This is a genomic window from Massilia sp., from assembly GCF_046293535.1.
In the GTDB taxonomy this organism is placed as follows: Bacteria; Pseudomonadota; Gammaproteobacteria; order Burkholderiales; family Burkholderiaceae_D; genus Telluria.
The window spans coordinates 16,681-39,093 of sequence record NZ_JBKBOV010000032.1 but is presented as its reverse complement, the minus strand read 5'-3'; the positions used below and the strand labels follow the sequence as shown (position 1 = coordinate 39,093).

Here is a 22,413-nt window from a genome sequence, read left to right as displayed (position 1 = left end):
AGTCGTTGGAAATTACGCCAGCGTCGCTTGAGCTGCCGGAATTGACGTTACAATGCCAAGTTGTATCTTCAGCAGGCCTCCCGTTTGACATGACCCTGGCATCCACCGACACCCTAGACCTCAGCCGCTGTGCGGACGAACCGATCCGTACGCCCGGCAGCATCCAGCCGCACGGCTTCATGCTGACGCTGTCGCCGGCGGGACTGGTGGTGCAGCAGGCGAGCAGCAACCTCGAAGGCTGGATCGGCATGGCGGCGCAGGATGTCGTCGGCGCGGCGCTTGCCGAGGTGGTGGGCGAGACCGCCGCGGCGCGCATCGCCGCCGAGATCGACGCCAACCCGGCGACCTCGCGCCCGGCCTATATCGGCACGGTCACGGCTGGCAACGGCGCCCATTTCGACGTCCTCGTCCACGCCTGGGACAGCCTGCTGATCCTCGAGTTCGAAGGGGTCGACCGCCGCCGCGCGGCCGATTTCCGCCACCTGTACCCCTTGATCGGCGACTTCCTCGTCAAGGTCAACCAGCCGGCCTCGATCCCCGCGATGTCGGAACTGGCCGCGCGCCGGGTGCGCGAAGTGACCGGCTACGGCCGGGTGCTGGTGTACCAGTTCGACACCGACGGCCACGGCCGGGTGCTGGCCGAATCGAAGGAAGACGGCTACGAATCCTACCTGGGACAGCACTTCCCGGCCAGCGACGTGCCGGCCCAGGCGCGCGCCCTGTACACGCTGTCGCCGATCCGCGTGATCCAGGACGCCAACTACACGCCGGCGCCGCTCGTGCCCGAACTGAACCCGCTGACCGGGGCGCGCAACGACCTGTCCTTCGCCTCGCTGCGCAGCGTCTCGCCGGTGCACCTGCAATACATGCGCAACATGGGCACGCTGGCCTCGATGTCGGTGTCGCTCATCGTCAAGGGCAAGCTGTGGGGCCTGATCTCCTGCCACAACGCCGCACCGCGCCCGGTCTCGGTGGAAAAGCGCACCGCCTGCGAGCAGCTGGGCCAGATCCTGGCGCTGGTCATCGAGTCGCGCGAGGACGCGGCCGAACTGCAGTTCCGCCTCGACGTGCGCCGCATCATGGTCGAGATGCTGGGCCACCTGACCAAGGGCGCCGACTTCCTGGAAAACATGAGCGGCGTGTTCCCCGAGCTGCTGCGCTTCGGGCGCGCCGGCGGGGTCGCCATCGTGGTGGACGACCGCGTGCTGACCTACGGCGACACGCCAGGCGAGCCGGAAATCCGGGCGCTGGCCGACTGGCTGTCGCTGCACGGGCACACCGAGGTGTTCCACACCGATCACCTGAAAGAGGTCTACCCGCCGGCCGCCGACATGATGCGCAATGCCAGCGGCCTGCTGGCCCTGCCGATCTCGCGCATCCACCAGCACTACCTGCTGTGGTTCCGCCCCGAGGTGGTGCAGACCATCGAGTGGGCCGGCAACCCGCGCGGCAAGCAGGCGTCGCCCGACGACCCGACCCAGCTGACCCCGCGCCTGAGCTTCGAAGCCTGGCGCGAGACCATCCACGGCCGCAGCCTGCCCTGGCACGCGGCCGAGATCGAGCTGACGATCGAATTCCGCAGCGCCCTGCTCGGCATCGCGCTCGAGCGCGCCGAGCAGATGGCCGAACTGGCCGAGGAACTCGGGCGCGCCAACAAGGAACTGGAAGCCTTCTCGTATTCGGTCTCGCACGATTTGCGCGCGCCCTTGCGCCACATCGTGGGATTCTCCGACCTCCTGATCGAATCGGCCGGCTCGGAAGACCCGGAGCGGCGCCAGCGCTTCCTGAAGAACATCAAGGAGTCGGCCCGCCTGGCCGGCAAGCTGGTGGACGACCTGCTGTCGTTCTCGCAGATGGGCCGCGCCGCCCTGCGCCCGACCACGGTGGACATGAACGACCTGGTGTCGGCCTGCATCGACAAGCTCGGCATGGAGATGCACGGCCGTAACGTCGACTGGCACATCGAGCCGCTGCCGAAGATCTGGGCCGACCCGACCTTCCTGCACCTGGCGGTGTTCAACCTGCTGTCGAACGCGGTGAAGTTCACCAGCCAGCGCGACCCCGGAGTCATCACCATCAGCTCCGAGGAAGACGGCGACTTCACGGTCTTCCACATCGTCGACAATGGCGCCGGCTTCAACATGGAGTACGTCCACAAGCTGTTCGGCGTATTCCAGCGCCTGCACCGCATGGAAGACTTCCAGGGCACCGGCATCGGCCTGGCGAACGTGCGCCGCATCGTCGAGCGCCACAACGGCCGCGCCTGGGCCACGTCCGTGCAGGGAGAAGGCGCGACCTTCTCCTTCAGTATCCCGAAACACCCATCCAACTGAGGCACACGATGCTCAAGCCTATCCTCCTCGTCGAAGACAATCCGCACGACCTCGAACTGACCCTCATCGCCTTGTCGAAGAGCCAACTGGCCAACGAGGTGGTCATCGTGCGCGACGGCGCGGAAGCGCTCGATTACCTCCATCGCCGCGGCGAATTCAAGGAGCGTACCATCGGCAACCCGGCCGTCATCCTGCTCGACCTGAAGCTGCCCAAGGTGGACGGGCTCGAAGTGCTCAAGGAAATCCGCGAAACCGAGGCCCTGAAGAGCATCCCGGTGGTGATGCTGACCTCGTCGAAGGAAGAACAGGACGTGGTGCGCAGCTACGAGCTGGGCGTGAACGCCTACGTGGTCAAGCCGGTGGATTTCGCCGAGTTCGTGCGCGCCATCGGCGACCTCGGCATCTTCTGGGCGGTCCTGAACGAACCGCCTCCCGGCTCGCGCCGCTACGTCAAGCCCAAGTGAGACCGACGGTCCGGCTGGGCCGACGAGCCCGGCTTCTGCTCCCGCTTGGCGCGGCGCAGCAGGTGGCGGATGCGCGCGCTGAGCGCATCCGGATGATAGGGCTTCTGCAGCAGGTGCACCGACGCGTCCAGCTTGCCCTCGTGCGCGAGCACGCCTTCCGCATACCCTGAGGTAAACAGCACCTGCACATGCGGCAGGCGGCGGCGCACCAGCTCGCCCAGCTGCAGGCTGCTGACCGGCCCCGGCATGATCACGTCGGTGAACACCAGGTCGATGTGGCGGCCGCTGTCGATGATCTCCAGCGCGCTTTGCGCGTCCTCCGCCTCCAGCACCTCGTAGCCCAGCGCCGACAGGATGCCGCAGGTCGAGCTGCGCACATCGACTTCGTCCTCGACCACCAGGATGGTTTCCAGGCCGCCCGCCAGCGGCGCGCTGTGGACCGGCTCGATGGCCGTGGGCGCGGCGTCGCTGCGCGGCAGGTAGATGCGCACGCTGGTGCCCTGCCCCACTTCGCTGCGCATCACGAGCTCGCCGCCCGATTGCTTCACGAAGCCATAGGCCATCGACAGGCCCAGGCCCGTGCCCTGCCCGGTCGGCTTGGTGGTGAAGAAAGGCTCGAAGGCGCGCAGCAAGACTTCCTGCGGCATGCCCTTGCCGGTGTCGGCCACCTCGATCATGACGAAATTCCCCTGCGGGACCTCGGGAGGACGCTCGTCTTCCGGACCCACGTTGCAGGCGCGGATGGTCAGGGTGCCGCTGCCGCCCATGGCGTCGCGCGCATTGATGGCCAGGTTCAGCAGCACGTTGTTGAGCTGGTTCGGGTCGACCATGGTGCTGCCCAGGCCAGGAGCGATCTCCGTGACGACGCGCGCGCTGGGGCCGAGCACCCGGCGCATCATGTCGTCCATCTCGCGCAGCAGGTGGCCGGGATCGACCACCACCGACTGCAGCGGCTGGCGCCGCGCGAAGGCCAGCAGGTGCGAGGCCAGCTTGGCGCCGCGCTCGACCCCGCCCAGGGCCATGTCGACGCGGCTGCGCGCGTTGTCGTTCAGGTTGCCCACCAGCTTGAGCAGCTGCAGGTTGCCGCCGATGATCTGCAGGACGTTGTTGAAGTCGTGGGCGACGCCGCCGGTGAGCTGGCCGATCGCTTCCATCTTCTGGGCCTGGTGCAGCGCCGACTGGCTGGCCGCCAGCTGTTCCTGGCTCACCCGCAGCGAGGCGAAAGCGCTATCGCGCTGGCGCCGCGCGATGCAGGCGCCGCTGTGGTAGCGCACGCGCGCCACCAGCTCGCGCGGGTCGGGCCACTTGACCAGGTAATCGTTGGCGCCCACGGCGAAGGCGCGCGCCTTGATCTCCGGATCGTCTTCGGACGACAGGACGATGACGGGGATGTCTTCGGTATCGGGATGGGCGCGCAGGCTGGCGGTGACGTCGAAGCCGTCCAGGTCCGGCATGCGCAGGTCGACCAGCACGACCGTGGCGCGCACTTCGCGCGCCACCTCGGCCGCCCGTGCCGGGCTCGACTCGTAGCACAGGGTATGGCCGGTGCAGCCCTGCAGTCCGTGCGCAATGATGTCTTGCGCAAAAGGCTCATCGTCGATGAGGAGAACGGAGCATTCGAGACGATCGTCAATCATTGCGGCGGGCTCACTGATACGACACGATCTTGCAAAAAGATAAGCATTGATTCTACTACATTTTGGAAACACGGCGCACGATTGACCACTTGAGGCATCTTGCAAGAGCGGCCTGGTGCCGCCATCTGGGGGCCATGCCCAAACGCCGGCCAGAACCGATCGCCCCCGCGCCCGTCGCCGATGCGCACTGCCCCCTGTGCGGCCGTGTGCTGGGCGCGGTCAACATCGACCGCCACCACCTGATCCCCAAGACCTTCAAGGGCAAGGAGCAGTTCCCGATCCATAAAATCTGCCACCGCAAGATCCACTCGGCATTCACGGAACGCGAGCTGCTGCAGACCTACCACACCTGGGAAGCGCTGCGCGGACACGAGGACATCCGGGCCTTCATCGATTGGGTGGCGAAGAAGCCGCCGGATTTCTATACCCGCACCTACACGGCGAACAAGAAGAAATTCCGGTGAGTGCCACAAACGAAAAGGGCCGCATTCGCATGCGGCCCTTCGTGTTCTGGCTCCCCGACCTGGACTCGAACCAGGGACCTGCGGATTAACAGTCCGTCGCTCTACCGACTGAGCTATCAGGGAAAGGAGGCCGCATTATAGCGGCCCGTTTCCGGTTTGCCTAGTGCTGCGCATAAACAGTTTGGCCGCCAGCAGCCGCCGGACTGCTTTGCTATAGTCGTCGCACTGTTCACAACCGCGATTTCCCATGACTGCTCCACGCCTCTTCGGTACCCCGCTCTCCCCTTCCGCCACCAAGGTCATGCTGCTCGGCGCCGGTGAACTCGGCAAGGAAACCATCATCGCCCTGCAGCGCCTGGGCGTGGAGACCATCGCCGTCGACCGCTACCCGAACGCCCCGGGCCACCAGGTCGCCCACCGCGCCCACGTGATCGACATGACTGATGGCGCCGCCCTGTCCGCCCTGATCGCGCTGGAAAAGCCCGACCTGGTGGTGCCCGAAATCGAAGCGATCGCCACCGAGACCCTGCTGGCCCTCGAAGGAGCCGGCCGGATCACCTGCATCCCGACCGCGCGCGCCGCGCTGCTGACCATGAACCGCGAAGGCATCCGGCGCCTGGCCGCCGAGGAACTCGGCCTGCCGACCTCGCCCTACCGCTTCGCCAGCAGCCTGGAAGAACTGGAACAGGCCTGCGCCGTGGTCGGCTTCCCCTGCGTGGTCAAGCCGGTGATGTCCTCGTCCGGCAAGGGCCAGTCCAGGCTCGACAGCGCCGCGGACGTGGCCGCGGCCTGGGAAGCGGCGGCCAGCGGCGGACGCGTCGATGCCGGCCGCGTGATCGCGGAAGGCTTCATCGACTTCGACTACGAGATCACCCTGCTCACGGTGCGCTCGATCGGCAGCGACGGACAGGTCGAAACCAGCTTCTGCGCGCCGATCGGCCACAAGCAGGTGCAGGGCGACTATGTCGAATCCTGGCAGCCGCAGCCGATGAACCCCGCCGCGCTCGAGCGCGCACGCGCGATCGCGGACAAGGTGACGACCGAGCTCGGCGGCTGCGGGGTGTTCGGCGTCGAACTGTTCGTCAAGGGCGACATGGTATGGTTCTCGGAAGTGAGCCCGCGCCCGCACGACACCGGCATGGTGACGATGGCCACGCAGGTGCAGAGCGAATTCGAACTGCACGCCAAGGCCATCCTGGGCCTGCCGACCGACGTGTCGCTGCGCTCGCCAGGGGCTTCCGCCGTGGTCTACGGCCAGGTCGATGCGGCCGGCATCGCCTTCGAAGGCGTGGCCGATGCCTTGCGCGCGCCGGGCGTGGACCTGCGCCTGTTCGGCAAGCCGGAGTCCTTCGAACGCCGCCGCATGGGCGTGGCGCTGGCGACGGCCGAGGATGTCGAGACGGCGCGCCAGCGGGCGCTGGAAGCGGCTGCGCGGGTGAAGCCGGTCGTGCGATGAAGCTGTCGAAGTTGCCTGTGCCGAGTTTCCGCGACGCTCAACAAGCTCATCCCGGGGCAGGCCGGGACTGAATTTCTTACGAACTCACTGATCGCATTCGCGAAGCACCGCGCGCATGCGACGAACCTGGGCCCCGGCCTGCGCCGGGGCGACGGTTGGGGTGGGCGACGAATCGACCGGCAGCTCCGCATTGAGACCACAAAAACAAAAAGGGCTGCACTCGCGTGCAGCCCTTCGTATTCTGGCTCCCCGACCTGGACTCGAACCAGGGACCTGCGGATTAACAGTCCGTCGCTCTACCGACTGAGCTATCAGGGATTAGAGGCCGTATTATAGCAGCGCTTTTCGATTTCGCGAAGCCCTGCCCTATCGAAAGGAAATATTTCTCAGCACTGCGACCGGCGGATCAGCTTCGCCAGGGCGTCCAGCACCAACTCCGGCTCCGACATCTGCGGGTAGTGCGCACTGCCCTTCGCGATCACATGCTCGCCCAGCGGCGACAGGCGCGCCAGCGCTTCCTGGTTGCGCGCGCGCTCACGTTGCGCCGCGCTCGACACCATCAGGCGCGGCGGGCGCTTGCCGCCCGACAGCACGGTGACGGGAATCGGCGGGAAGTCCGGCGCCTCCGCGATCTCGGCCACCGTCTCGGCCTCGTTGCTCACCTCGTCATTCGGATCCGGCGGGGAGACCCGGTCCAGCAAGCCCGTGACCGCGCGCTGCAGCCTGGAGCGGTAGCGCCGCATGTTCAGAACGTCGTCGGGCGCGGTCGCCTCGAGGAACAGCACGCCGCAGGTTTCTTCCGGATAGACGCGCGCGAACAGGTTTGCATGCAAGCCGCCGAAGGAGTGGCCGACCAGCAGGAAAGGCGGTTTGGCCTCGATCTCGCGCAGCAGCGCGCGCAACTGCAGGATGACCGTGGTGCCCATCTGCGCTTCGCGCGGGCGCGCACTGCCGCCGACGCCGGGCCGGTCGTAGGTCACCACCGTGCCGAGTTTTTCGATGTCCGGGAACAGCTTGAGCCAGCCCTCGAGCGCGCTGCCGGCGCCGCCAAGCATGACGATGGTCGGACTGCCCTGCCCCGACTGCGAAAAACGCAGGACCTGCCCCGCGACCGCGATCCGCTTGTTCGATGGTAGATGCTTCACTGTTTGACCCTGATGAGATTGGTGTTGCCAGCTTACCCATTTCACATGTAAATACGCAACTACCAAAACGCATCCACACGCAAAAACAAAAAAGCCACATCTTGCGATGTGGCTTTCTGGAAATCTGGCTCCCCGACCTGGACTCGAACCAGGGACCTGCGGATTAACAGTCCGTCGCTCTACCGACTGAGCTATCAGGGAATTGATGACAGCATTATATGTTTGCGGTGACAGTCTGTCAAATTCGACTCGTGTCGCGCAGCCACTTTTGCTGCTCTTCGGAACCGACTTGCGTCAACCGAAGAGCCGCGATTTTAAAGAACTTTCGCTACCGCGTCAACGACGCGGTCGAGGTTGGTCGAGTTCAGCGCGGCGACGCAGATACGGCCGGTGTCCACCGCGTAGATCGACTCTTCGCGCAACTTGCCGACCTGCTCCTTCGTCAGGCCCGAGTACGAGAACATGCCGACCTGCTCGCGCACGAATTCGAAGTCGTGGCCAGGCGCCTTTTCCTTGAGCTTCTCGACCATGAGGTTGCGCATCTCGCGGATGCGCACGCGCATGCCGGCCAGCTCTTCTTCCCACAGCTGGCGCAGCTCCGGGGTCGACAGCACCATCGCGACCACCTTGGCCGTATGGGTCGGCGGATTCGAGTAGTTGGTGCGAATGACACGCTTCAGTTGCGACAGCACGCGCGCCGCTTCTTCGCTGCTCGCGGCCACGATCGACAGCGCGCCGGCGCGCTCGCCGTACAGCGAGAAGGATTTCGAGAACGAGTTCGACACCAGCAGCGGAATGCCGGTCTCGGCGAAGCGGCGCACCACGGCGCCGTCTTCCGCGATGCCTGCGCCGAAGCCCTGGTAGGCCATGTCGAGGAAAGGCACCAGGCCATTGGCGACCACGGCCTCGATCACCTGGCCCCACTGCTCCTGGCTCAGGTCGGCGCCGGTCGGGTTGTGGCAGCAGGCGTGCAGCACCACGATCGCGCCGCGCGGCATGGCCTTCAAGGAGGCCAGCATGCCGTCGAAATTCACGCCATGGGTGCTGGGGTCGTAATAGGTGTAGTTGTTGACCGCGAAGCCGGCGCTTTCGAACAGCGCGCGGTGGTTTTCCCAGCTCGGGTCGCTGATGTAGACATCGGAATCCGGTGCGAAACGCTTGAGGAAATCGGCGCCCAGCTTGAGCGCGCCGGTGCCGCCCAGGGCCTGCACGGTGATCGCACGCTTCTCTTGAATTACGGCGCTGTCGGCCCCAAATACCAGCTCTTGCACGGCTTTGTCGTACGCCGCCAGTCCTTCGATCGGCAGGTAGGTACGCGGCGCCGGCTGCTCCATCAGCTTCGCTTCCGCCTTTTGCACGCACTGCAGCAAAGGAACCTTGCCATTGTCGTCATAGTAGACGCCCACCCCCAGGTTGATCTTGGCCGGGTTGGTGTCGGCGTTGAATGCTTCGGTAATGCCCAGGATCGGGTCGCGGGGCGCCATGTCGATGGCGCCGAAGAGGCTGGCGGAGGCTGTGGAAGTCATCGTGATAAACTGGGTAAAGAGCGAGTTTGTCGGTGGGTTCGCAGCAATTGAACAGGACGACACTGCTTGTCTAGTCATGCTGCAGTGCCGCAAGCGGACACCCATTCTAGCAAAGGTCTGAAAGTATGGCAGATTTATCCATCGCAAATGCCCCCGAACCTGCTCCGGAGCCGACCGTCATCACCTATCCCGGCTCGCCCTTCAAGCTGCACCAGCCCTTCCCGCCGGCCGGCGACCAGCCGACCGCGATCGCCGGCCTGATCGAAGGCATCAATGACGGCCTGATGTACCAGACCCTGCTCGGGGTGACCGGTTCCGGCAAAACCTACACGATGGCCAACGTGATCGCCCAGGCGGGCCGTCCGGCGATCGTCTTCGCTCCCAACAAGACGCTGGCGGCCCAGCTGTATGCGGAGTTCCGCGAATTCTTCCCGCAGAACGCGGTCGAGTATTTCGTCTCCTATTACGACTACTACCAGCCGGAAGCCTACGTGCCGCAGCGCGACCTGTTCATCGAAAAGGACTCGTCGATCAACGAGCACATCGAGCAGATGCGCCTGTCGTGCACCAAGTCGCTGATGGAGCGGCGCGACGTGGTCATCGTGGCCACCGTGTCGGCGATCTACGGTATCGGTAATCCGAACGAGTACCACAAGATGATCCTGACGCTGCGCCACAAGGACAAGGTGGCGCAGCGCGACATCATCGCGCGCCTGATCCAGATGCAGTACACGCGCAACGAGATGGACTTCGCGCGCGGCTCCTTCCGCGTGCGCGGCGACACCATCGACATCTTCCCGGCGGAACACGCCGAGCTCGCGATCCGCGTCGAGATGTTCGACGACGAGATCGAGTCGCTGCAGCTGTTCGATCCGCTCACGGGCCGCGTGCGCCAGAAGATCCCGCGCTTCACCGTGTACCCGGGCTCGCACTACGTCACGCCGCGCTCGACCGTGCTGCGCGCGGTGGAATCGATCAAGGCCGAGCTGCGCGACCGGCTCGAATACTTCCGCAACGAGAACAAGCTGATCGAAGAGCAGCGCCTCGAGCAGCGCACCCGCTTCGACCTCGAGATGCTGGCCGAGATCGGTTTTACCAAGGGCATCGAGAACTACTCGCGCCACCTGTCCGGTTCGATGCCGGGCGAACCGCCGCCGACCCTGATCGACTACCTGCCCAAGGACGCGCTCATGTTCATGGACGAGTCGCACGTGATGATCGGCCAGCTCAACGCCATGTACAACGGCGACCGCTCGCGCAAGGTGAACCTGGTCGACTACGGCTTTCGCCTGCCGTCGGCGCTGGACAACCGGCCGCTCAAGTTCCAGGAGTTCGAGGGCAAGATGCGCCAGACCGTCTTCGTCTCGGCCACCCCGGCCGAGTACGAAAAGGGCAAGGCCGACAACGTCGTCGAGCAGGTGGTGCGCCCCACCGGCCTGGTCGACCCGCTGGTGATCGTCAAGCCGGCGCGCTCGCAGGTCGAGGACCTGATGAGCGAGATCACCGACCGCATCGCCAAGGACGAGCGCGTGCTGGTGACCACGCTGACCAAGCGCATGGCCGAGCAGCTCACCGAATACCTGAGCGACCACGGCATCAAGGTGCGCTACCTGCACAGCGACATCGAGACGGTGGAGCGCGTGGAGATCCTGCGCGACCTGCGCCTGGGCACGTTTGACGTGGTGGTCGGCATCAACCTGCTGCGCGAGGGGCTGGACTTGCCGGAAGTATCGCTGGTGGCGGTGCTGGACGCGGACAAGGAAGGTTTTCTCCGTTCCGAGCGTTCGCTGATCCAGACCATCGGCCGCGCGGCGCGCAACCTGAACGGCGTGGCGATCCTCTACGCCGACCAGATGACCGACTCGATGAAGCGCGCGATCGACGAGACCGAGCGCCGCCGCGCCAAGCAGATCGCCTTCAACGAGGCGCACGGCATCGTGCCGAAGGGCGTGAACAAGAAGATCAAGGACATGATCGACGGCGTCTACAGCAACGCCGCCCAGAAGGCGATGGGCGAGGGCCTGGTCGACGAGGCCGCCACGGCCAAGGTCGAGGCCATGAGCGAGAAGCAGATCAGCAAGGAGATCAAGCGCCTCGAGAAGCTCATGGTCGACCACGCCAAGAACCTCGAGTTCGAAAAGGCGGCCCAGGTGCGCGACCAGCTGCACGTGCTCAAGCAGCAGGCCTTCGGGGCGCCGGGGGCGGACAACGTGGTGTCGATGCTGGGCAAGTAACGCTACCAGCCAGCAAAACGGCTCTCCGGAGCCGTTTTTTTCGTCCCGCGGCAAGCTGGACAAGTCATAGGGGGCCGGGCATGATGCGTTGCTCATCCATTTGGAACATCACATCCCTCTGATGGCTATTTTCGAAATCACGCGCGACTCTTTGGTCCCTCTCGCGGAAACCCGCTTCGACAATGAAAGGATTTACGAACGCAGCGATCTGCAGCGCTACCTCAAGCAGCATATCGGCATGCTGGCGCCCGACCTGATGGTGATTTGCGAAGAATACAGCGATTGGGTGGATAGCAACCGGCGGGTTGACCTGCTGTGCATCGATACCGAGGCCAATCTGGTCGTTGTCGAGCTCAAGCGCGATAACGATGGCGGACACATGGAGCTTCAAGCCATTCGTTATGCCGCGATGCTGTCCGCAATGACGTTCAAACAATTAGTGGACGCGCATGCCGCCTATATCCGCGCGTTTAACTGTACTGCTGAAGACGCAAAGGCCGCCATCCTCGCGTTTCTCCAATGGGATGAGCCAAATGAGGAGATGTTTGCAAAAGATGTGAAGATCATCCTTGCTGCATCCGATTTTTCGAAAGAGATCACGACAGCGGTTCTGTGGCTGAATGAGCGCGATCTCGATATTCGCTGCATCCGCATGAAACCGTATCGGACATCCGACGGTCGCATACTGGTCGACGTGCAACAGCTGATACCACTGCCGGAAGTCGCGGAATTCCAGACGAAAATTCGCGCCAAAGAACAGGCCGAACGCGAGAACCGGATCGAGCGCCACGACATCCGTTTCCAATTCTGGGCAGCTTTGCTCGACCATGCCAAAACGCGGACCAGTCTCTTTGCCAACAAAAAACCGACCTCGGCGGGCGGGTTCGGCGTAAGTCCTGGCCGGGCGGGCCTGTTGCTTGGGTTTATCACACGGGGCAATGATTCCCATGTCGAACTCGAAATCGCGCTCAAGGATATCGAAAAGTGTCACCGGATGTTTGCGCAGTTGAAGTCACATGCGCCGGAGATCGAGCGTGCATTCGAAGACAAACTCGTGTGGGATCATGTGCCGGATCGCCGTGCCTGCCACATCCTCAGCACCGTACCAGGCGGCTGGAAGTCACCAAGAGAAGAGTGGCCTGCAATACATCGACAGCTGATAGACAAGATCATCCGGCTCGACGACGCCGTGCGCCCCTATGTCGCGGCTCTGCCGATTTGATGCCGACAGTTGGGCCGGTTTGTCGCGACGCTGACACCCTGATTTCAACGCCGGACAAGCGAACAAGCGCTCCCGCTCCACTGGAACGCTCGATGTCGCCTCAGCCCTTGCGCGGCTCCGCCAATTGGGATCGAGCGCGGCAAGGTAAGCGAAGTTGGCGTTGAAACCGTGATACGACTGCTTGAGTCCGCGGATCGCCTCGATGTCGTTCTTCAGGTCGGTGCGCAAGCCGGTGAGGAAGGCGCGCACTTCCTGCTGCTGGAGAACTATACGCTATGCCTGAGTAAATATAAGCATATGCATGTCACTCACTTTTGGCGTTCAAACATTCTTGGATCGAAGCTGAACGTGCGCACGATGCTGAGCTTCACGTCCGCATAGGCCGGATGCTCCGGATTGATCACCAGGTTGACACCTTCCCCCACGATCACCGACGGCACCCGCATGTAGAGGTGGTGGCATTTCTGCAGGAAGGCGGTGCCGAATGCGGTGGCGCTGCCGCCGTCGTCCAGGTCGTCCCAGCCGTCCGGCAGCTCCTCGCGCGATACAATCATGCCCAGCTCCGGATCGTCCGGCAAGTCCACCGCCACCAGCACCAGCGACTCGTCCTGGCCGTCGGTGTGGACGAATTTTTCCAGCACCGCCATCTCCACCGTCATGGCCGAATAGAGCGCGGGGCAGCCCTCTTCGTGCCAGTGCCCGCCGCTCTTGCGCGCGCCTTCGCAGCTGCGGTCCAGCGCCACGTCTTCTTCCGCGATTCTCCAGGTTCTCATGCCTTGCTTGTCCCCTTGTTGTCCCGGAACCAGCATACACCGGCTCAGGACGCGGACCGCGCACGGATGGGGCTGAAGAACTCAGTCCGCGCGCCCGCGCACCTCGGCCAGGATGCCCAGCAGCTCCGGCAGGTCGGCCGGCTTGACCATGTGCCGGTCGAAGCCGGCCTGGCGCGCACGTTCGCGGTCTTCGCCCTGGCCGTAGCCGGTAAGCGCGATCAGCATGGCGTCGGCGGTACCGGGCGCGGCGCGCAGGCGGCGCGCGAGCTCGTGGCCGTCCATGTCGGGCAGGCCGATATCGAGCAGCATGACCTCGGGGCGCTCGCGCAGGGCGCGCGCCAGGCCGCCCGTGCCGTCGTACTCGACGCTCACCGCATGGCCGTGCGCCTCGAGCAGCGTGGCCAGCATCTGCGCGGCGTCGGCATTGTCGTCCACCACCAGCACCCGCACCGCGGCATCCATGGCGTGGCCGGGCGCCTGCCGCGCCTCCTGCGCCTGCGCATCCAGCAGCAGCGGCAGGCGGATCGCGAATTCGCTGCCCCGGTTCGGTCCCTCGCTGTAGGCCGCGACGCGCCCGCCATGCAGCGCCACCAGGCTTTTCACCAGCGCCAGGCCGATCCCCAGGCCACCCTGCGAACGGTCGGGCGTACGCTCGGCCTGGGTGAACAGGTCAAAGATGTAGGGCAGCACCTGCGGGTCGATGCCCTGGCCGTTGTCGCACACCGCGATCACGGCTTCGCCGTCCTCGCTGCGCACGCGTAGCGTGATCCTGCCGCCCGCGGGCGTGTACTTGGCCGCGTTGTTGAGGATGTTCGACACCACCTGCACCAGGCGCGTGCGGTCGCCCGACACGTGCAGGGGCTGCTGGCACAGCTCCAGCGCCAGTGCATGGCGCTTCATGTCCAGCAGGGGGCGCACCTGCTCGACCGCGTCGTGCACCACCGTCGCCACGTCCAGGTCTTCCTTCTCGATCTCGGCCAGCCCGCGCGTCACGCGCGAGACGTCCAGCAGGTCGTTCACCAGGTCGGTCATGTGCTCGGCCTGGCGCACGATGATGTCGCTGGCATGGCGCGCGCGCTGCGGGTCGAGCGAGCCGCGTTGCAAGAGCTGGGCCGCCGTGGTGATCGGCGCCAGCGGGTTGCGCAGCTCGTGCGCGAGCATCGCCAGGAACTGGTCCTTCTGGCGGTTGGCGGCGCGCAGCTCGTCCTCGACGCGCTTGCGGATGGTGACGTCGCTGCCCTCCACGAAGATGCCCTCGACCTCGCCCTTCGGGCCACAAATCGGCTGGTAGACGAAGTCGACGAAGCGTTCCTCCAGCGGCTCGCCGGCTTCGCGCTGCACGCGCAGCGGCACCGCATGGCCCACGAAGGGCTGGCCCGACTGGTAGACCTGGTCGAGCAGTTCGAAGAAGCCCTGGTCCGCGACCTCCGGCAGCGCTTCGCGCGCCGACTTGCCGATCAGCCCGCGGTGGCCGATCAGCTGCAGGTAGGATTCGTTGGCGATCTCGAACACGTGCTCCGGGCCGCGCAGGACCGCGAAGATGCCGGGGGCCTGCTCGAACAGGGTCATCAGGCGCTGGTTCTCCTGCTCGCGATAGCGCTCGGCCAGCACCTCGGCGGTGGTTTCGACGCAGGCGCAGAACATGCCGGCCACGGTGCCGTCCTCGTCGCGCACCGGCGAGTACGAGAAGCGGAACCAGGTGTCCTCGTCGTAGCCGTGGCGATTCATGCGCAGCGGCAGCCGGTCCATGTAGGTGGATTCGCCCTTGAGGGCGCGCACGATCAGCGGATGGATGTCGTCCCAGATCTCGCGCCAGATGTCGTGGAAGCGGGCACCCAGGGCCGCCGGGTGTTTTTCGCCGAGGATGATGGCGTAGGAGTCGTTGTAGAGGAAGCCCAGCTCCGGGCCCCAGGCCACGAACATCGGAAACTTCGCGTTGAGCATGAGGCCGACCGTGGTGCGCAGCGCCTGCGGCCAGGTGCGCGGATGGCCCAGCGGCGAATGCGACCAGTCATGGGCCCGCATCATGGCTCCCATCTGGCCGCCCCCGCTCAGGAAGGGCAGCCATTCGGAAGGAGTCTCGTGTTCGGGTTTCATGCTGGATTGATAGCGGATGAGGCCGTGCGGGTGGTGATGCCAAAAGTGTGCCAGAAAGACCTCGTTCGAGCCCGCACGGCTGTCCTCACAGCGTCTGGACGAATTCGCGGATGCCGCCCAGCAGCATTTCCACCGACATCGCCGTCAGGATCAGGCCCATCAGGCGCTCGAAGGCGGTCATGACCTGCGGTCCGAGGCGTTGCTGCAGCTTTTCCGCGCTGAGGAAGACCGCCAGCCAGACCACGCCGACCGCGGCCAATGCCGCCACGTGGACCATGGTCTCGTTGATGCTTCCGGAGCTGAACAGCAGCACGGTGGCCAGTGCCGACGGCCCGGCCAGCGCGGGAATCGCCAGCGGCACGATGAAGGGCTCGCCGCCTTCGCTGCGCCCGAGCACGCCGTCCGGATGCGGGAAGATCATGCGGATCGCGATGATGAGCAGGATCACGGCGCCGCCGATGCGCAGCGCCACCGGCGACAAGTGCAGGGCCGCCAGGAAGTGCTGGCCGAAGAACATGAACACCAGCAGCAACAGGAAGGCGATCGCGCATTCGCGCACCACGATGCGGGCGCGGCGCTGGATCGGGACTTCCTTGAGGGCCGCGGCGAACAGGGGAACGTTGCCGAAGGGGTCGGTGACGAGGATCAGGAGGATGAAGGTCTGGAAGAAACTCTGGGTCATCGGTGTTGTTTTTTATTGTTAAGCCATGGCGCGCGGCGAGGCCGCATCTTAACAGAGTAATACGCTCAAGGCTCCACCGAATGGGTGCGCTTGAGTGTGCGCAGCACGAAGGTCGAGCGGCTGTGGCGGATGCCGGGAATCTTGTACAGGCGCTGGCGCAGGAAGCGCTCGTAGCCCTCGGTGCCGGCCACGGCCACCTTGATCAGGTAGTCATAGTCGCCGGTCAGCAAACTCGCCTCCATCACCTCGGGCAACTTGGCCAGTTCTTCGCCGAAGCGGATCAGCATGTCGTCGTCGTGGCGCTCGAGGGTGACCTCGATGATGACCGTGTCCGGCAGGCCCAGCGCGCGCTGCGACAGGATCGCCGCGTAGCCCTCGATGTAGCCCTGCTCTTCCAGCGCGCGCACCCGGTTCCAGCAGGGCGTGGGCGAGAGGTGGACGCGCTCGGCCAGCTTCTGGTTGGTGATGCGGCCCTCGACGCGCAGGATGCGCAGGATCTTCCGGTCGATCTCGTCGAGAACGTCCTTCTTTGGCTTGCTGTCCGCTTCCATGAGAAGAAACTCCTGATGTTTTACGAATTGATAGGAGATTCTCCCACATTCATCGTGAAACAGGGAAACAACAAAAGCACCTTTTCGCCCCCTGCCACTACGATGGAGGGGTACTTCATCGAGACACTCCGCGCCGTCCCGAACCTCCGCCACGAACGGAGTTGCATCGCGCGCTGCGGGCGCCGCTTCACGAGAGAGGCTGAATAAAGCAGAACGGGCAGGAAAGGCTTGCGCCTTTCCTGCCCGTTCGCTTTGCCTTGCAGGCGCTGCGAATTACTTCTCGAACTTCTTCATCCACGCCGCCAGCTGGTGCGGGCGCAGGCCGTCGTAGTCTTCGAACGGCTGGTGGATCCACGGGTTGTGCGGCAGGTCTTCCAGGTGGTAGTCCGGCTTGAAGCTTGACGTACCCTTCACCCAGATGACGGCCGAGCGCACTTCCGAGACGTCCGGGTAGTTGGTCTGCAGGTGCTCGCGCACCCTCTGCAGGGTCACGCCCGAATCGGCCAGGTCGTCGACCAGCAGGATGCGGCCGGCCAGCGGGCCCTTGGTCATCGTCATGTACTTGGCGATGTCCAGGTTGCCCTGCTTGGTGCCGGCTTCTTCGCGGTAGGAGCTGGTCGACAGGATCGCCAGCGGCACGTCGAAGATGCGCGAGATCACGTCGCCGGGACGCACGCCGCCGCGCGCCAGGCACAGCACCATGTCGAACTTCCAGTTCGACTCATACACTTGCAGCGCAAGGCGCTCGACCAGGCGGTTGTACTCGTCCCACGAAACCCAGAGGTCCTTGTCGGTCGATGCAGGAGTGTTCATTTCAGGTAAATCCTATTGTTATACGTTGGTGCTTATGCCGCGAACGGATGGCGCAGCACGATGGTTTCTTCGCGGTCCGGACCGGTCGACACCATGTCGATCGGCACGCCCACCAGTTCTTCGATGCGCTTGATGTAGGCGCGGGCGTTGGCCGGCAGCTCGTCCATCGACTTGGCGCCGACGGTGGACTCGGTCCAGCCCGGCATCTCTTCGTAGACCGGCTCGCACAGGGCCGCTTCTTCGGCGCCGACCGGGAAGATGTCGACCTCGCGACCGTCGATCTTGTAGCCGGTGCAGAGCTTCAGCGACTCGATGCCGTCCAGCACGTCCAGCTTGGTCAGGCACATGCCCGACACGCCGTTGATCTGCACCGAGCGGCGCAGCAGCGCGGCGTCGAACCAGCCGCAGCGGCGGGCACGGCCGGTCACGGTGCCGAACTCGTGGCCGATGCGCGACAGGTGCTCGCCCACGCCGGCGTCGGTCGGCAGTTCGGCCGGGAACGGGCCCGAACCCACGCGGGTCGTATACGCCTTGGTGATGCCGAGGATGTAATGCAGCATGCCCGGACCGACACCGGCGCCGGCGGCGGCGTTGCCCGCCACGCAGTTCGACGAGGTCACGAACGGATAGGTGCCATGGTCGACGTCGAGCAGCGAGCCTTGCGCGCCTTCGAACAGCAGGCTGCCGCCGGCCTTGTGGGCGGCGTACAGCTGCGACGAGACGTCGCCCACCATCGGGCGCAGGCGCGGCACGAGGGCCATCGCGTCGTCGTAGGTGGTCTGGAAGTCGATCGGATCGGCGCCCAGGTAGTTCACCAGCACGTGGTTGTGGTACTCGAGGTTTTCCTTGAGCTTCTCGGCGAAGCGCTCTTCGTTGAGCAGGTCGGCGATGCGGATCGCACGACGGGCCACCTTGTCTTCGTAGGCCGGGCCGATGCCCTTGCCGGTGGTGCCGATCTTGTTCTCGCCGCGCTTGGCTTCGCGGGCCTTGTCGATGGCGACGTGGTAAGGCAGGATGACCGGGCAGGCTTCCGAGATCTTCAGGCGCGACACCACTTCGATGCCGGCGGCCTGCAGCTTGTCGATTTCGCGCATCACGTCCGGGACCGAGACCACCACGCCGTTGCCGATGTAGCAGGCCACGCCTTCGCGCATGATGCCCGAGGGGATCAGCTGCAGCGCGGTCTTCTGGCCCTTGATCACCAGGGTGTGACCCGCGTTATGGCCGCCCTGGAAACGGACGACGCCGGCCGCATGGTCGGTCAGCCAGTCGACGATCTTACCCTTGCCTTCATCGCCCCACTGGGTGCCGATGACAACGACGTTCTTTGCCACGTTAGTATTTGACATCACTTAACCTAAGTTTTTGAGAATCCAATTTCCGTTTTCGAGGACGAGCACGCGGTCGCACTCGAACTCGTCCTGAACATTGTCGTGACCCGGCATGGACTGGATCACGACTTCGCCTGCCTTGCGCAGGTCAGCGATCTTTTCCCTCAGTTCCGGCGCATTGCCCCAGGGCGCGCGGATGGAGTGCTTGCGCTCGGCCAGCGGCAGCAGCCGCGCCAGTTCGCGCAGGTCGAGCGAGAAGCCGGTCGCCGGACGCGCGCGCCCGAAGGCTTCGCCCACATGGTCGTAGCGCCCGCCCCTTGCGACCGCGTTCGGCAGGCCCGGCACGTAGAGCGCGAACATGGCGCCGCTTTCGTACTGGTAGCCGCGCAGGTCGGCCAGGTCGATCGCCACGTCGGCGCGGCCGATGGCGCCTGCCGCCAGCGCGGCCAGTTCGGCCAGCGCGCGGGTGACGCCCGGCAGCGCCGGCAGTTCTTCCTTGGCCTGGCCCAGCACCTCGACGTCGCCGTACAGGTGCGGCAGCGCCAGCAGGGCCTTGCGGGTGGTGGGCAGATAATCCTGCGTGAGCCCGTCCAGTCCCGGCGTATCCTTGGCGCGCAGCATGGCGATGAGCCGGGTTTCGTCGCGGCGCGCGGCCGGGTCTTCGGCAAGGATGGCGCGCAGGATGCCGACGTGGCACAGGTCGAGGCGCACGTTGTCGAAGCCGGCCAGGGCCAGCGTGCCGAGGGCCAGTTCCTGGATCTCGGCGTCCGCTTCCAGGCCGGCATGGCCGTAGATTTCGCAACCGATCTGGATCGGCTCGCGCGTGGCGTGCAGGCCCGAGGGACGGGTGTGCAGCACGCTGCCGGCGTAGCACAGGCGGGTGACGGTTTCCCGATTCAACAGGTGCGCGTCGATGCGCGCCACTTGCGTGGTCATGTCGGCGCGCAGGCCGAGCAGGCGGCCGGAGAGCTGGTCGACCACCTTGAAGGTGCGCAGTTCGGTGTCCTGCCCGGCTCCGGCCAGCAGCGACTCGACGTACTCGAGCAGCGGCGGCATCACCAGTTCGTAGCCGTACAGGCGGAAGGTATCGAGCATCTTGCGGCGCAGATCCTCGATCTTGCGCGCTTCGGACGGCAAGACATCGGCGATATTTTCAGGCAATAGCCAATTCGGCATGGGCGGAGCTAACGGGTTGTTGACAAGAGCGGTACAAAGGGCACGGGCGTGCTGGCGCGCGGTGCGAGCGCCGAATCGGCAATTTTACCCGAAAATGGTAAGCAGTAGGCGGGGGATGTTGGTTTGACAGGTCTGGCAGGTTGCCAGAGTGCCATGTTGCAACGCTTGTATAGACTGAAGAGTTAACACGGTACTACGTAAAACTGGATCCCGGCCTGCGCCGGGATGACGTTGGTTTGACTGGTTGGCCGAGATGCGTTATCCCTGCCTGCAACACCCAAACCAAGACCGTCATCCCGGCGAAGGCCGGGATCCAATACCAAGGCGCGGTGGTAGCGCCGGCCGGATTACTTCCCGCCCGGCTGCTTGAAGTACTTGAAGAACTCCGAGTTCGGATCCACCACCATCACGTCCCCACGGTTCTTGAAGGTCGCGCGGTAGGCTTCCAGCGAACGGTAGAACTTGGCGAATTCCGGGTTCTTGCCGAACGACTCGGCGTAGATCACCGATGCCTTGGCGTCGCCGTCACCCTTGATCTTCTCGGCCTCGCGGAAGGCTTCGGCGATGATCACGGTGCGCTGGCGGTCGGCGTCGGCGCGGATCTGTTCGGATTCGGCGGCGCCGGTCGAGCGCAGTTCGTTGGCCACGCGCACGCGCTCGGCCTTCATGCGTTCGTACACCGAGTTGTTGATCTGCTCGATGTAGTCGACGCGCTTGAGGCGCACGTCCACCACGCCCACGCCGATCTCCTTGGCTTCGGCCACGACCTTCTCCTTCACCGCGTTCATCACGGCGCCGCGCTCGCCCGAGATCACTTCGCGCACGGTGCGCTTGGTGATCTCGTCGTTCAGGGCGGCCTTGATGATCTGCGACAGGCGATCGCGCGCACGGGCCTCGTCGCCGCTGAAGCTGACGTAGTACAGGCGCGGATCGGTGATGCGCCACTTCATGAAGGCATCCACCAGGATGTTCTTCTTCTCGGCCGTGATGAAACGGTCGGCGTCGGGCGTATCGAGGGTCAGGATGCGCTTGTCCAGGTAGATCACGTTCTGGAACGGCGGCGGCAGCTTGAAGTGCAGGCCCGGTTCGGTGATCACGTCGCGCACCTGGCCCAGGGCGAACACGATGGCGAAGCGGCGCTGGTCGACCACGAACACGGTGGACGACAGCAGCATCAGGGCAATGAAGCCCGCCACAAAAATAGTTACGAGGCGGTTCATTAACGGCTCTCCCTGTCACGTGAGGAATCGCGGCTGCGGCTGTCGCGCTGGCGCACCGAATCCATGGCTTGCATGACGTCCGACGGCGGCGACGATTGCGGCACCTGCACCGGACCCGAACGGGCGCCGGCATTTTCGTTGCCGGCGCCTTGCTGGATCAGTTTGTCCAGCGGCAGGTAGATCATCGGATTGCCCGCGCGCGAATCCACCATCACCTTGCTGGTGCTGGAGAAGATCTGCTGCATGGTATCGATGTACATGCGGTCGCGGGTGACGGCCGGTGCCTTGGAATAGGCGGCCACCACCTGGTCGAAGCGCGAGGCGTTGCCCAGCGCGTTCTCGACCACCATCGAGCGGTAGGCTTCGGCGTCCTGCTGCAGGCGGAAGGCCTGGCCGCGCGCCTGCGGAATCACCTGGTTGGCGTAGGCCTCGCCCTCGTTGCGGGCACGGGCGCGGTCCTGGCCGGCCTTGACGGCGTCGTCGAAGGCTTCCTGCACCTGCTCCGGCGGCTGCACGCCCTGCATGGTCACGTTGGTGACCAGCGCGCCCAGCGCATAGCGGTCGAGGATCTGCTGCATCATCTGGTGCACGTCGGCGGCGACCTTCTCGCGGCCTTCGTACAGGACGAAGTCCATCTTGCTCTTGCCGACCACTTCGCGGATGGTGGTCTCGGCCACCTGGCGCACGGTCTCGTCGTTCTCGCGGTTGTTGAACAGCCACTGGACCGGGTCCTTCAGCGTGTACTGGACCGCGAACTGGATGTCGATGATGTTCTCGTCGTCGGTCAGCATCAGCGACTCTTGCGGCTGCTTGTTGCGCACGTTGGCGCGGTAGCCGATCTCGGCGGTACGGATCGTCGACACGTTGACGGTCTCGTGGGCCTGGATCGGGTACGGCCAGCGCCAGTTGAAGCCGGCGCCGGTAGTATGGCTGAGCTTGCCGAAAGTGGTGACGACGCCGGTCTGGCCTTCCTGGACGATGAAGGCGCCGCTCGCCAGCCAGATCAGGCCGACGATCACCGCCACCACGCCCGCGGTCACGCTGGCGCCGCGCATGTCGCCGCGGCCGCCCGGGCCGCCGCCGCCGTCGCCGCCGCCGTTGTTGCGGCCGCCGAAGACGCGGTTCAGGCGCGCATTGAAATCGCGCCAGAGTTGATCGAGGTCGGGCGGGCCTTCACCCGGCCGGCGGCCCTCCTGGGCCTTGTGGTCACCGTCGGGCTTGTGGCCCCAACGTGGGTCGTTCAGCGACAATTTGATGCCGCAACGTTTTAGTAAAGAAACGAGCATAGG

Annotated in this window: 18 protein-coding genes and 3 tRNA genes; 6 read left to right on the top strand and 15 right to left on the bottom strand. The window is 64.9% G+C overall.

What is annotated here, in order from left to right; translation table 11 throughout:
• Window positions 1-89: 89 nt before the first annotated feature.
• Window positions 90-2,333 (top strand): ATP-binding protein, encoded by a 2,244-nt coding sequence (locus tag ACK4S9_RS16475; RefSeq protein WP_409727667.1) that lies wholly within the window; start codon window positions 90-92, stop codon window positions 2,331-2,333.
• 8 nt (window positions 2,334-2,341) lie between these two features.
• Window positions 2,342-2,797 (top strand): response regulator, encoded by a 456-nt coding sequence (locus ACK4S9_RS16470; RefSeq protein WP_409727664.1) that lies wholly within the window; start codon window positions 2,342-2,344, stop codon window positions 2,795-2,797.
• On the opposite strand, the gene ACK4S9_RS16465 is transcribed toward ACK4S9_RS16470, so the two are convergent.
• Window positions 2,779-4,434: a response regulator gene (locus ACK4S9_RS16465; protein WP_409727661.1), complete on the bottom strand. Its 1,656-nt coding sequence runs from the start codon at window positions 4,432-4,434 to the stop codon at window positions 2,779-2,781. The two genes, ACK4S9_RS16470 and ACK4S9_RS16465, sit on opposite strands and share 19 nt — an antisense overlap.
• 134 nt (window positions 4,435-4,568) lie before the next feature.
• Here ACK4S9_RS16465 and ACK4S9_RS16460 point away from each other — a divergent pair, with 134 nt between their 5' ends.
• A complete protein-coding gene (locus tag ACK4S9_RS16460) occupies window positions 4,569-4,898 on the top strand; it encodes a hypothetical protein (RefSeq protein ID WP_409727659.1) in 330 nt (109 codons plus the stop codon).
• Window positions 4,899-4,945: 47 nt separating this feature from the next.
• Here the strand turns inward: ACK4S9_RS16460 and ACK4S9_RS16455 are convergent.
• Window positions 4,946-5,021, bottom strand: a tRNA-Asn gene (locus tag ACK4S9_RS16455).
• A 124-nt stretch (window positions 5,022-5,145) separates the two neighbouring features.
• Between ACK4S9_RS16455 and purT the strand changes: the two genes are divergently transcribed.
• Complete coding sequence (purT, locus tag ACK4S9_RS16450) at window positions 5,146-6,354, top strand: formate-dependent phosphoribosylglycinamide formyltransferase (protein ID WP_409727656.1); 1,209 nt, start codon at window positions 5,146-5,148, stop codon at window positions 6,352-6,354.
• A 242-nt stretch (window positions 6,355-6,596) separates the two neighbouring features.
• Here the strand turns inward: purT and ACK4S9_RS16445 are convergent.
• The 4 genes from ACK4S9_RS16445 to ACK4S9_RS16430 all read right to left on the bottom strand — a co-directional run bounded on the left by ACK4S9_RS16445 (window position 6,597) and on the right by ACK4S9_RS16430 (window position 9,025).
• Window positions 6,597-6,672 (bottom strand) — tRNA-Asn (locus tag ACK4S9_RS16445).
• Window positions 6,673-6,740: 68 nt separating this feature from the next.
• The gene (locus ACK4S9_RS16440; protein WP_409727653.1) at window positions 6,741-7,499 is read right to left on the bottom strand and encodes an alpha/beta fold hydrolase; all 759 of its coding nucleotides are present in this window, start codon (window positions 7,497-7,499) and stop codon (window positions 6,741-6,743) included.
• A 125-nt stretch (window positions 7,500-7,624) separates the two neighbouring features.
• Window positions 7,625-7,700: transfer RNA gene (locus ACK4S9_RS16435), tRNA-Asn, on the bottom strand.
• 113 nt (window positions 7,701-7,813) lie between these two features.
• The gene (locus ACK4S9_RS16430) at window positions 7,814-9,025 is read right to left on the bottom strand and encodes an aromatic amino acid transaminase (protein ID WP_409727651.1); all 1,212 of its coding nucleotides are present in this window, start codon (window positions 9,023-9,025) and stop codon (window positions 7,814-7,816) included.
• Window positions 9,026-9,150: 125 nt separating this feature from the next.
• Here ACK4S9_RS16430 and uvrB point away from each other — a divergent pair, with 125 nt between their 5' ends.
• A complete protein-coding gene (gene uvrB, locus ACK4S9_RS16425; protein ID WP_409727647.1) occupies window positions 9,151-11,259 on the top strand; it encodes an excinuclease ABC subunit UvrB in 2,109 nt (702 codons plus the stop codon).
• Window positions 11,260-11,380: 121 nt separating this feature from the next.
• Window positions 11,381-12,481, top strand: coding sequence for a DUF4268 domain-containing protein (locus ACK4S9_RS16420; protein ID WP_409727645.1), 1,101 nt, complete (start codon window positions 11,381-11,383; stop codon window positions 12,479-12,481).
• A 308-nt stretch (window positions 12,482-12,789) separates the two neighbouring features.
• On the opposite strand, the gene ACK4S9_RS16415 is transcribed toward ACK4S9_RS16420, so the two are convergent.
• From ACK4S9_RS16415 to hflK, 9 genes are all read right to left on the bottom strand, one after another.
• Window positions 12,790-13,254, bottom strand: coding sequence for an RES family NAD+ phosphorylase (locus ACK4S9_RS16415; protein ID WP_409727642.1), 465 nt, complete (start codon window positions 13,252-13,254; stop codon window positions 12,790-12,792).
• An 81-nt stretch (window positions 13,255-13,335) separates the two neighbouring features.
• Window positions 13,336-15,351: an ATP-binding protein gene (locus ACK4S9_RS16410; RefSeq protein ID WP_409727639.1), complete on the bottom strand. Its 2,016-nt coding sequence runs from the start codon at window positions 15,349-15,351 to the stop codon at window positions 13,336-13,338.
• An 85-nt stretch (window positions 15,352-15,436) separates the two neighbouring features.
• A complete protein-coding gene (locus ACK4S9_RS16405) occupies window positions 15,437-16,033 on the bottom strand; it encodes a MarC family protein (protein ID WP_409727637.1) in 597 nt (198 codons plus the stop codon).
• A gap of 65 nt (window positions 16,034-16,098) precedes the next feature.
• On the bottom strand, window positions 16,099-16,584 hold the full coding sequence (locus tag ACK4S9_RS16400) for an Lrp/AsnC family transcriptional regulator (RefSeq protein ID WP_409727634.1): 486 nt from the start codon (window positions 16,582-16,584) through the stop codon (window positions 16,099-16,101).
• Window positions 16,585-16,857: 273 nt separating this feature from the next.
• A complete protein-coding gene (locus ACK4S9_RS16395) occupies window positions 16,858-17,397 on the bottom strand; it encodes a phosphoribosyltransferase (protein WP_409727631.1) in 540 nt (179 codons plus the stop codon).
• Between the two features lie 32 nt (window positions 17,398-17,429).
• On the bottom strand, window positions 17,430-18,746 hold the full coding sequence (locus ACK4S9_RS16390) for an adenylosuccinate synthase (protein WP_409727629.1): 1,317 nt from the start codon (window positions 18,744-18,746) through the stop codon (window positions 17,430-17,432).
• A gap of 3 nt (window positions 18,747-18,749) precedes the next feature.
• Window positions 18,750-19,904, bottom strand: a complete 1,155-nt coding sequence (locus ACK4S9_RS16385) for an ATP phosphoribosyltransferase regulatory subunit (RefSeq protein ID WP_409727626.1) — start codon at window positions 19,902-19,904, stop codon at window positions 18,750-18,752.
• Between the two features lie 347 nt (window positions 19,905-20,251).
• Complete coding sequence (hflC, locus tag ACK4S9_RS16380) at window positions 20,252-21,124, bottom strand: protease modulator HflC (protein WP_409727624.1); 873 nt, start codon at window positions 21,122-21,124, stop codon at window positions 20,252-20,254.
• Window positions 21,124-22,410 (bottom strand): FtsH protease activity modulator HflK, encoded by a 1,287-nt coding sequence (hflK, locus tag ACK4S9_RS16375; RefSeq protein ID WP_409727622.1) that lies wholly within the window; start codon window positions 22,408-22,410, stop codon window positions 21,124-21,126. Before hflK ends, hflC begins: the two co-directional genes overlap by 1 nt.
• Window positions 22,411-22,413: the final 3 nt, after the last annotated feature.

Excerpts from the sequence above, each read along its gene's own strand:
- ACK4S9_RS16475 (WP_409727667.1), top strand. The coding sequence starts at position 90 with ATGACCCTGGCATCCACCGACACCCTAGACCTCAGCCGCTGTGCGGAC.
- ACK4S9_RS16470 (WP_409727664.1), top strand. The coding sequence starts at position 2,342 with ATGCTCAAGCCTATCCTCCTCGTCGAAGACAATCCGCACGACCTCGAA.
- ACK4S9_RS16465 (WP_409727661.1), bottom strand. The coding sequence starts at position 4,434 with ATGATTGACGATCGTCTCGAATGCTCCGTTCTCCTCATCGACGATGAG.
- ACK4S9_RS16460 (WP_409727659.1), top strand. The coding sequence starts at position 4,569 with ATGCCCAAACGCCGGCCAGAACCGATCGCCCCCGCGCCCGTCGCCGAT.
- purT (WP_409727656.1), top strand. The coding sequence starts at position 5,146 with ATGACTGCTCCACGCCTCTTCGGTACCCCGCTCTCCCCTTCCGCCACC.
- ACK4S9_RS16430 (WP_409727651.1), bottom strand. The coding sequence starts at position 9,025 with ATGACTTCCACAGCCTCCGCCAGCCTCTTCGGCGCCATCGACATGGCG.
- uvrB (WP_409727647.1), top strand. The coding sequence starts at position 9,151 with ATGGCAGATTTATCCATCGCAAATGCCCCCGAACCTGCTCCGGAGCCG.
- ACK4S9_RS16420 (WP_409727645.1), top strand. The coding sequence starts at position 11,381 with ATGGCTATTTTCGAAATCACGCGCGACTCTTTGGTCCCTCTCGCGGAA.
- ACK4S9_RS16415 (WP_409727642.1), bottom strand. The coding sequence starts at position 13,254 with ATGAGAACCTGGAGAATCGCGGAAGAAGACGTGGCGCTGGACCGCAGC.
- ACK4S9_RS16410 (WP_409727639.1), bottom strand. The coding sequence starts at position 15,351 with ATGAAACCCGAACACGAGACTCCTTCCGAATGGCTGCCCTTCCTGAGC.
- ACK4S9_RS16405 (WP_409727637.1), bottom strand. The coding sequence starts at position 16,033 with ATGACCCAGAGTTTCTTCCAGACCTTCATCCTCCTGATCCTCGTCACC.
- ACK4S9_RS16400 (WP_409727634.1), bottom strand. The coding sequence starts at position 16,584 with ATGGAAGCGGACAGCAAGCCAAAGAAGGACGTTCTCGACGAGATCGAC.
- ACK4S9_RS16395 (WP_409727631.1), bottom strand. The coding sequence starts at position 17,397 with ATGAACACTCCTGCATCGACCGACAAGGACCTCTGGGTTTCGTGGGAC.
- ACK4S9_RS16390 (WP_409727629.1), bottom strand. The coding sequence starts at position 18,746 with ATGTCAAATACTAACGTGGCAAAGAACGTCGTTGTCATCGGCACCCAG.
- ACK4S9_RS16385 (WP_409727626.1), bottom strand. The coding sequence starts at position 19,904 with ATGCCGAATTGGCTATTGCCTGAAAATATCGCCGATGTCTTGCCGTCC.
- hflC (WP_409727624.1), bottom strand. The coding sequence starts at position 21,124 with ATGAACCGCCTCGTAACTATTTTTGTGGCGGGCTTCATTGCCCTGATG.
- hflK (WP_409727622.1), bottom strand. The coding sequence starts at position 22,410 with ATGCTCGTTTCTTTACTAAAACGTTGCGGCATCAAATTGTCGCTGAAC.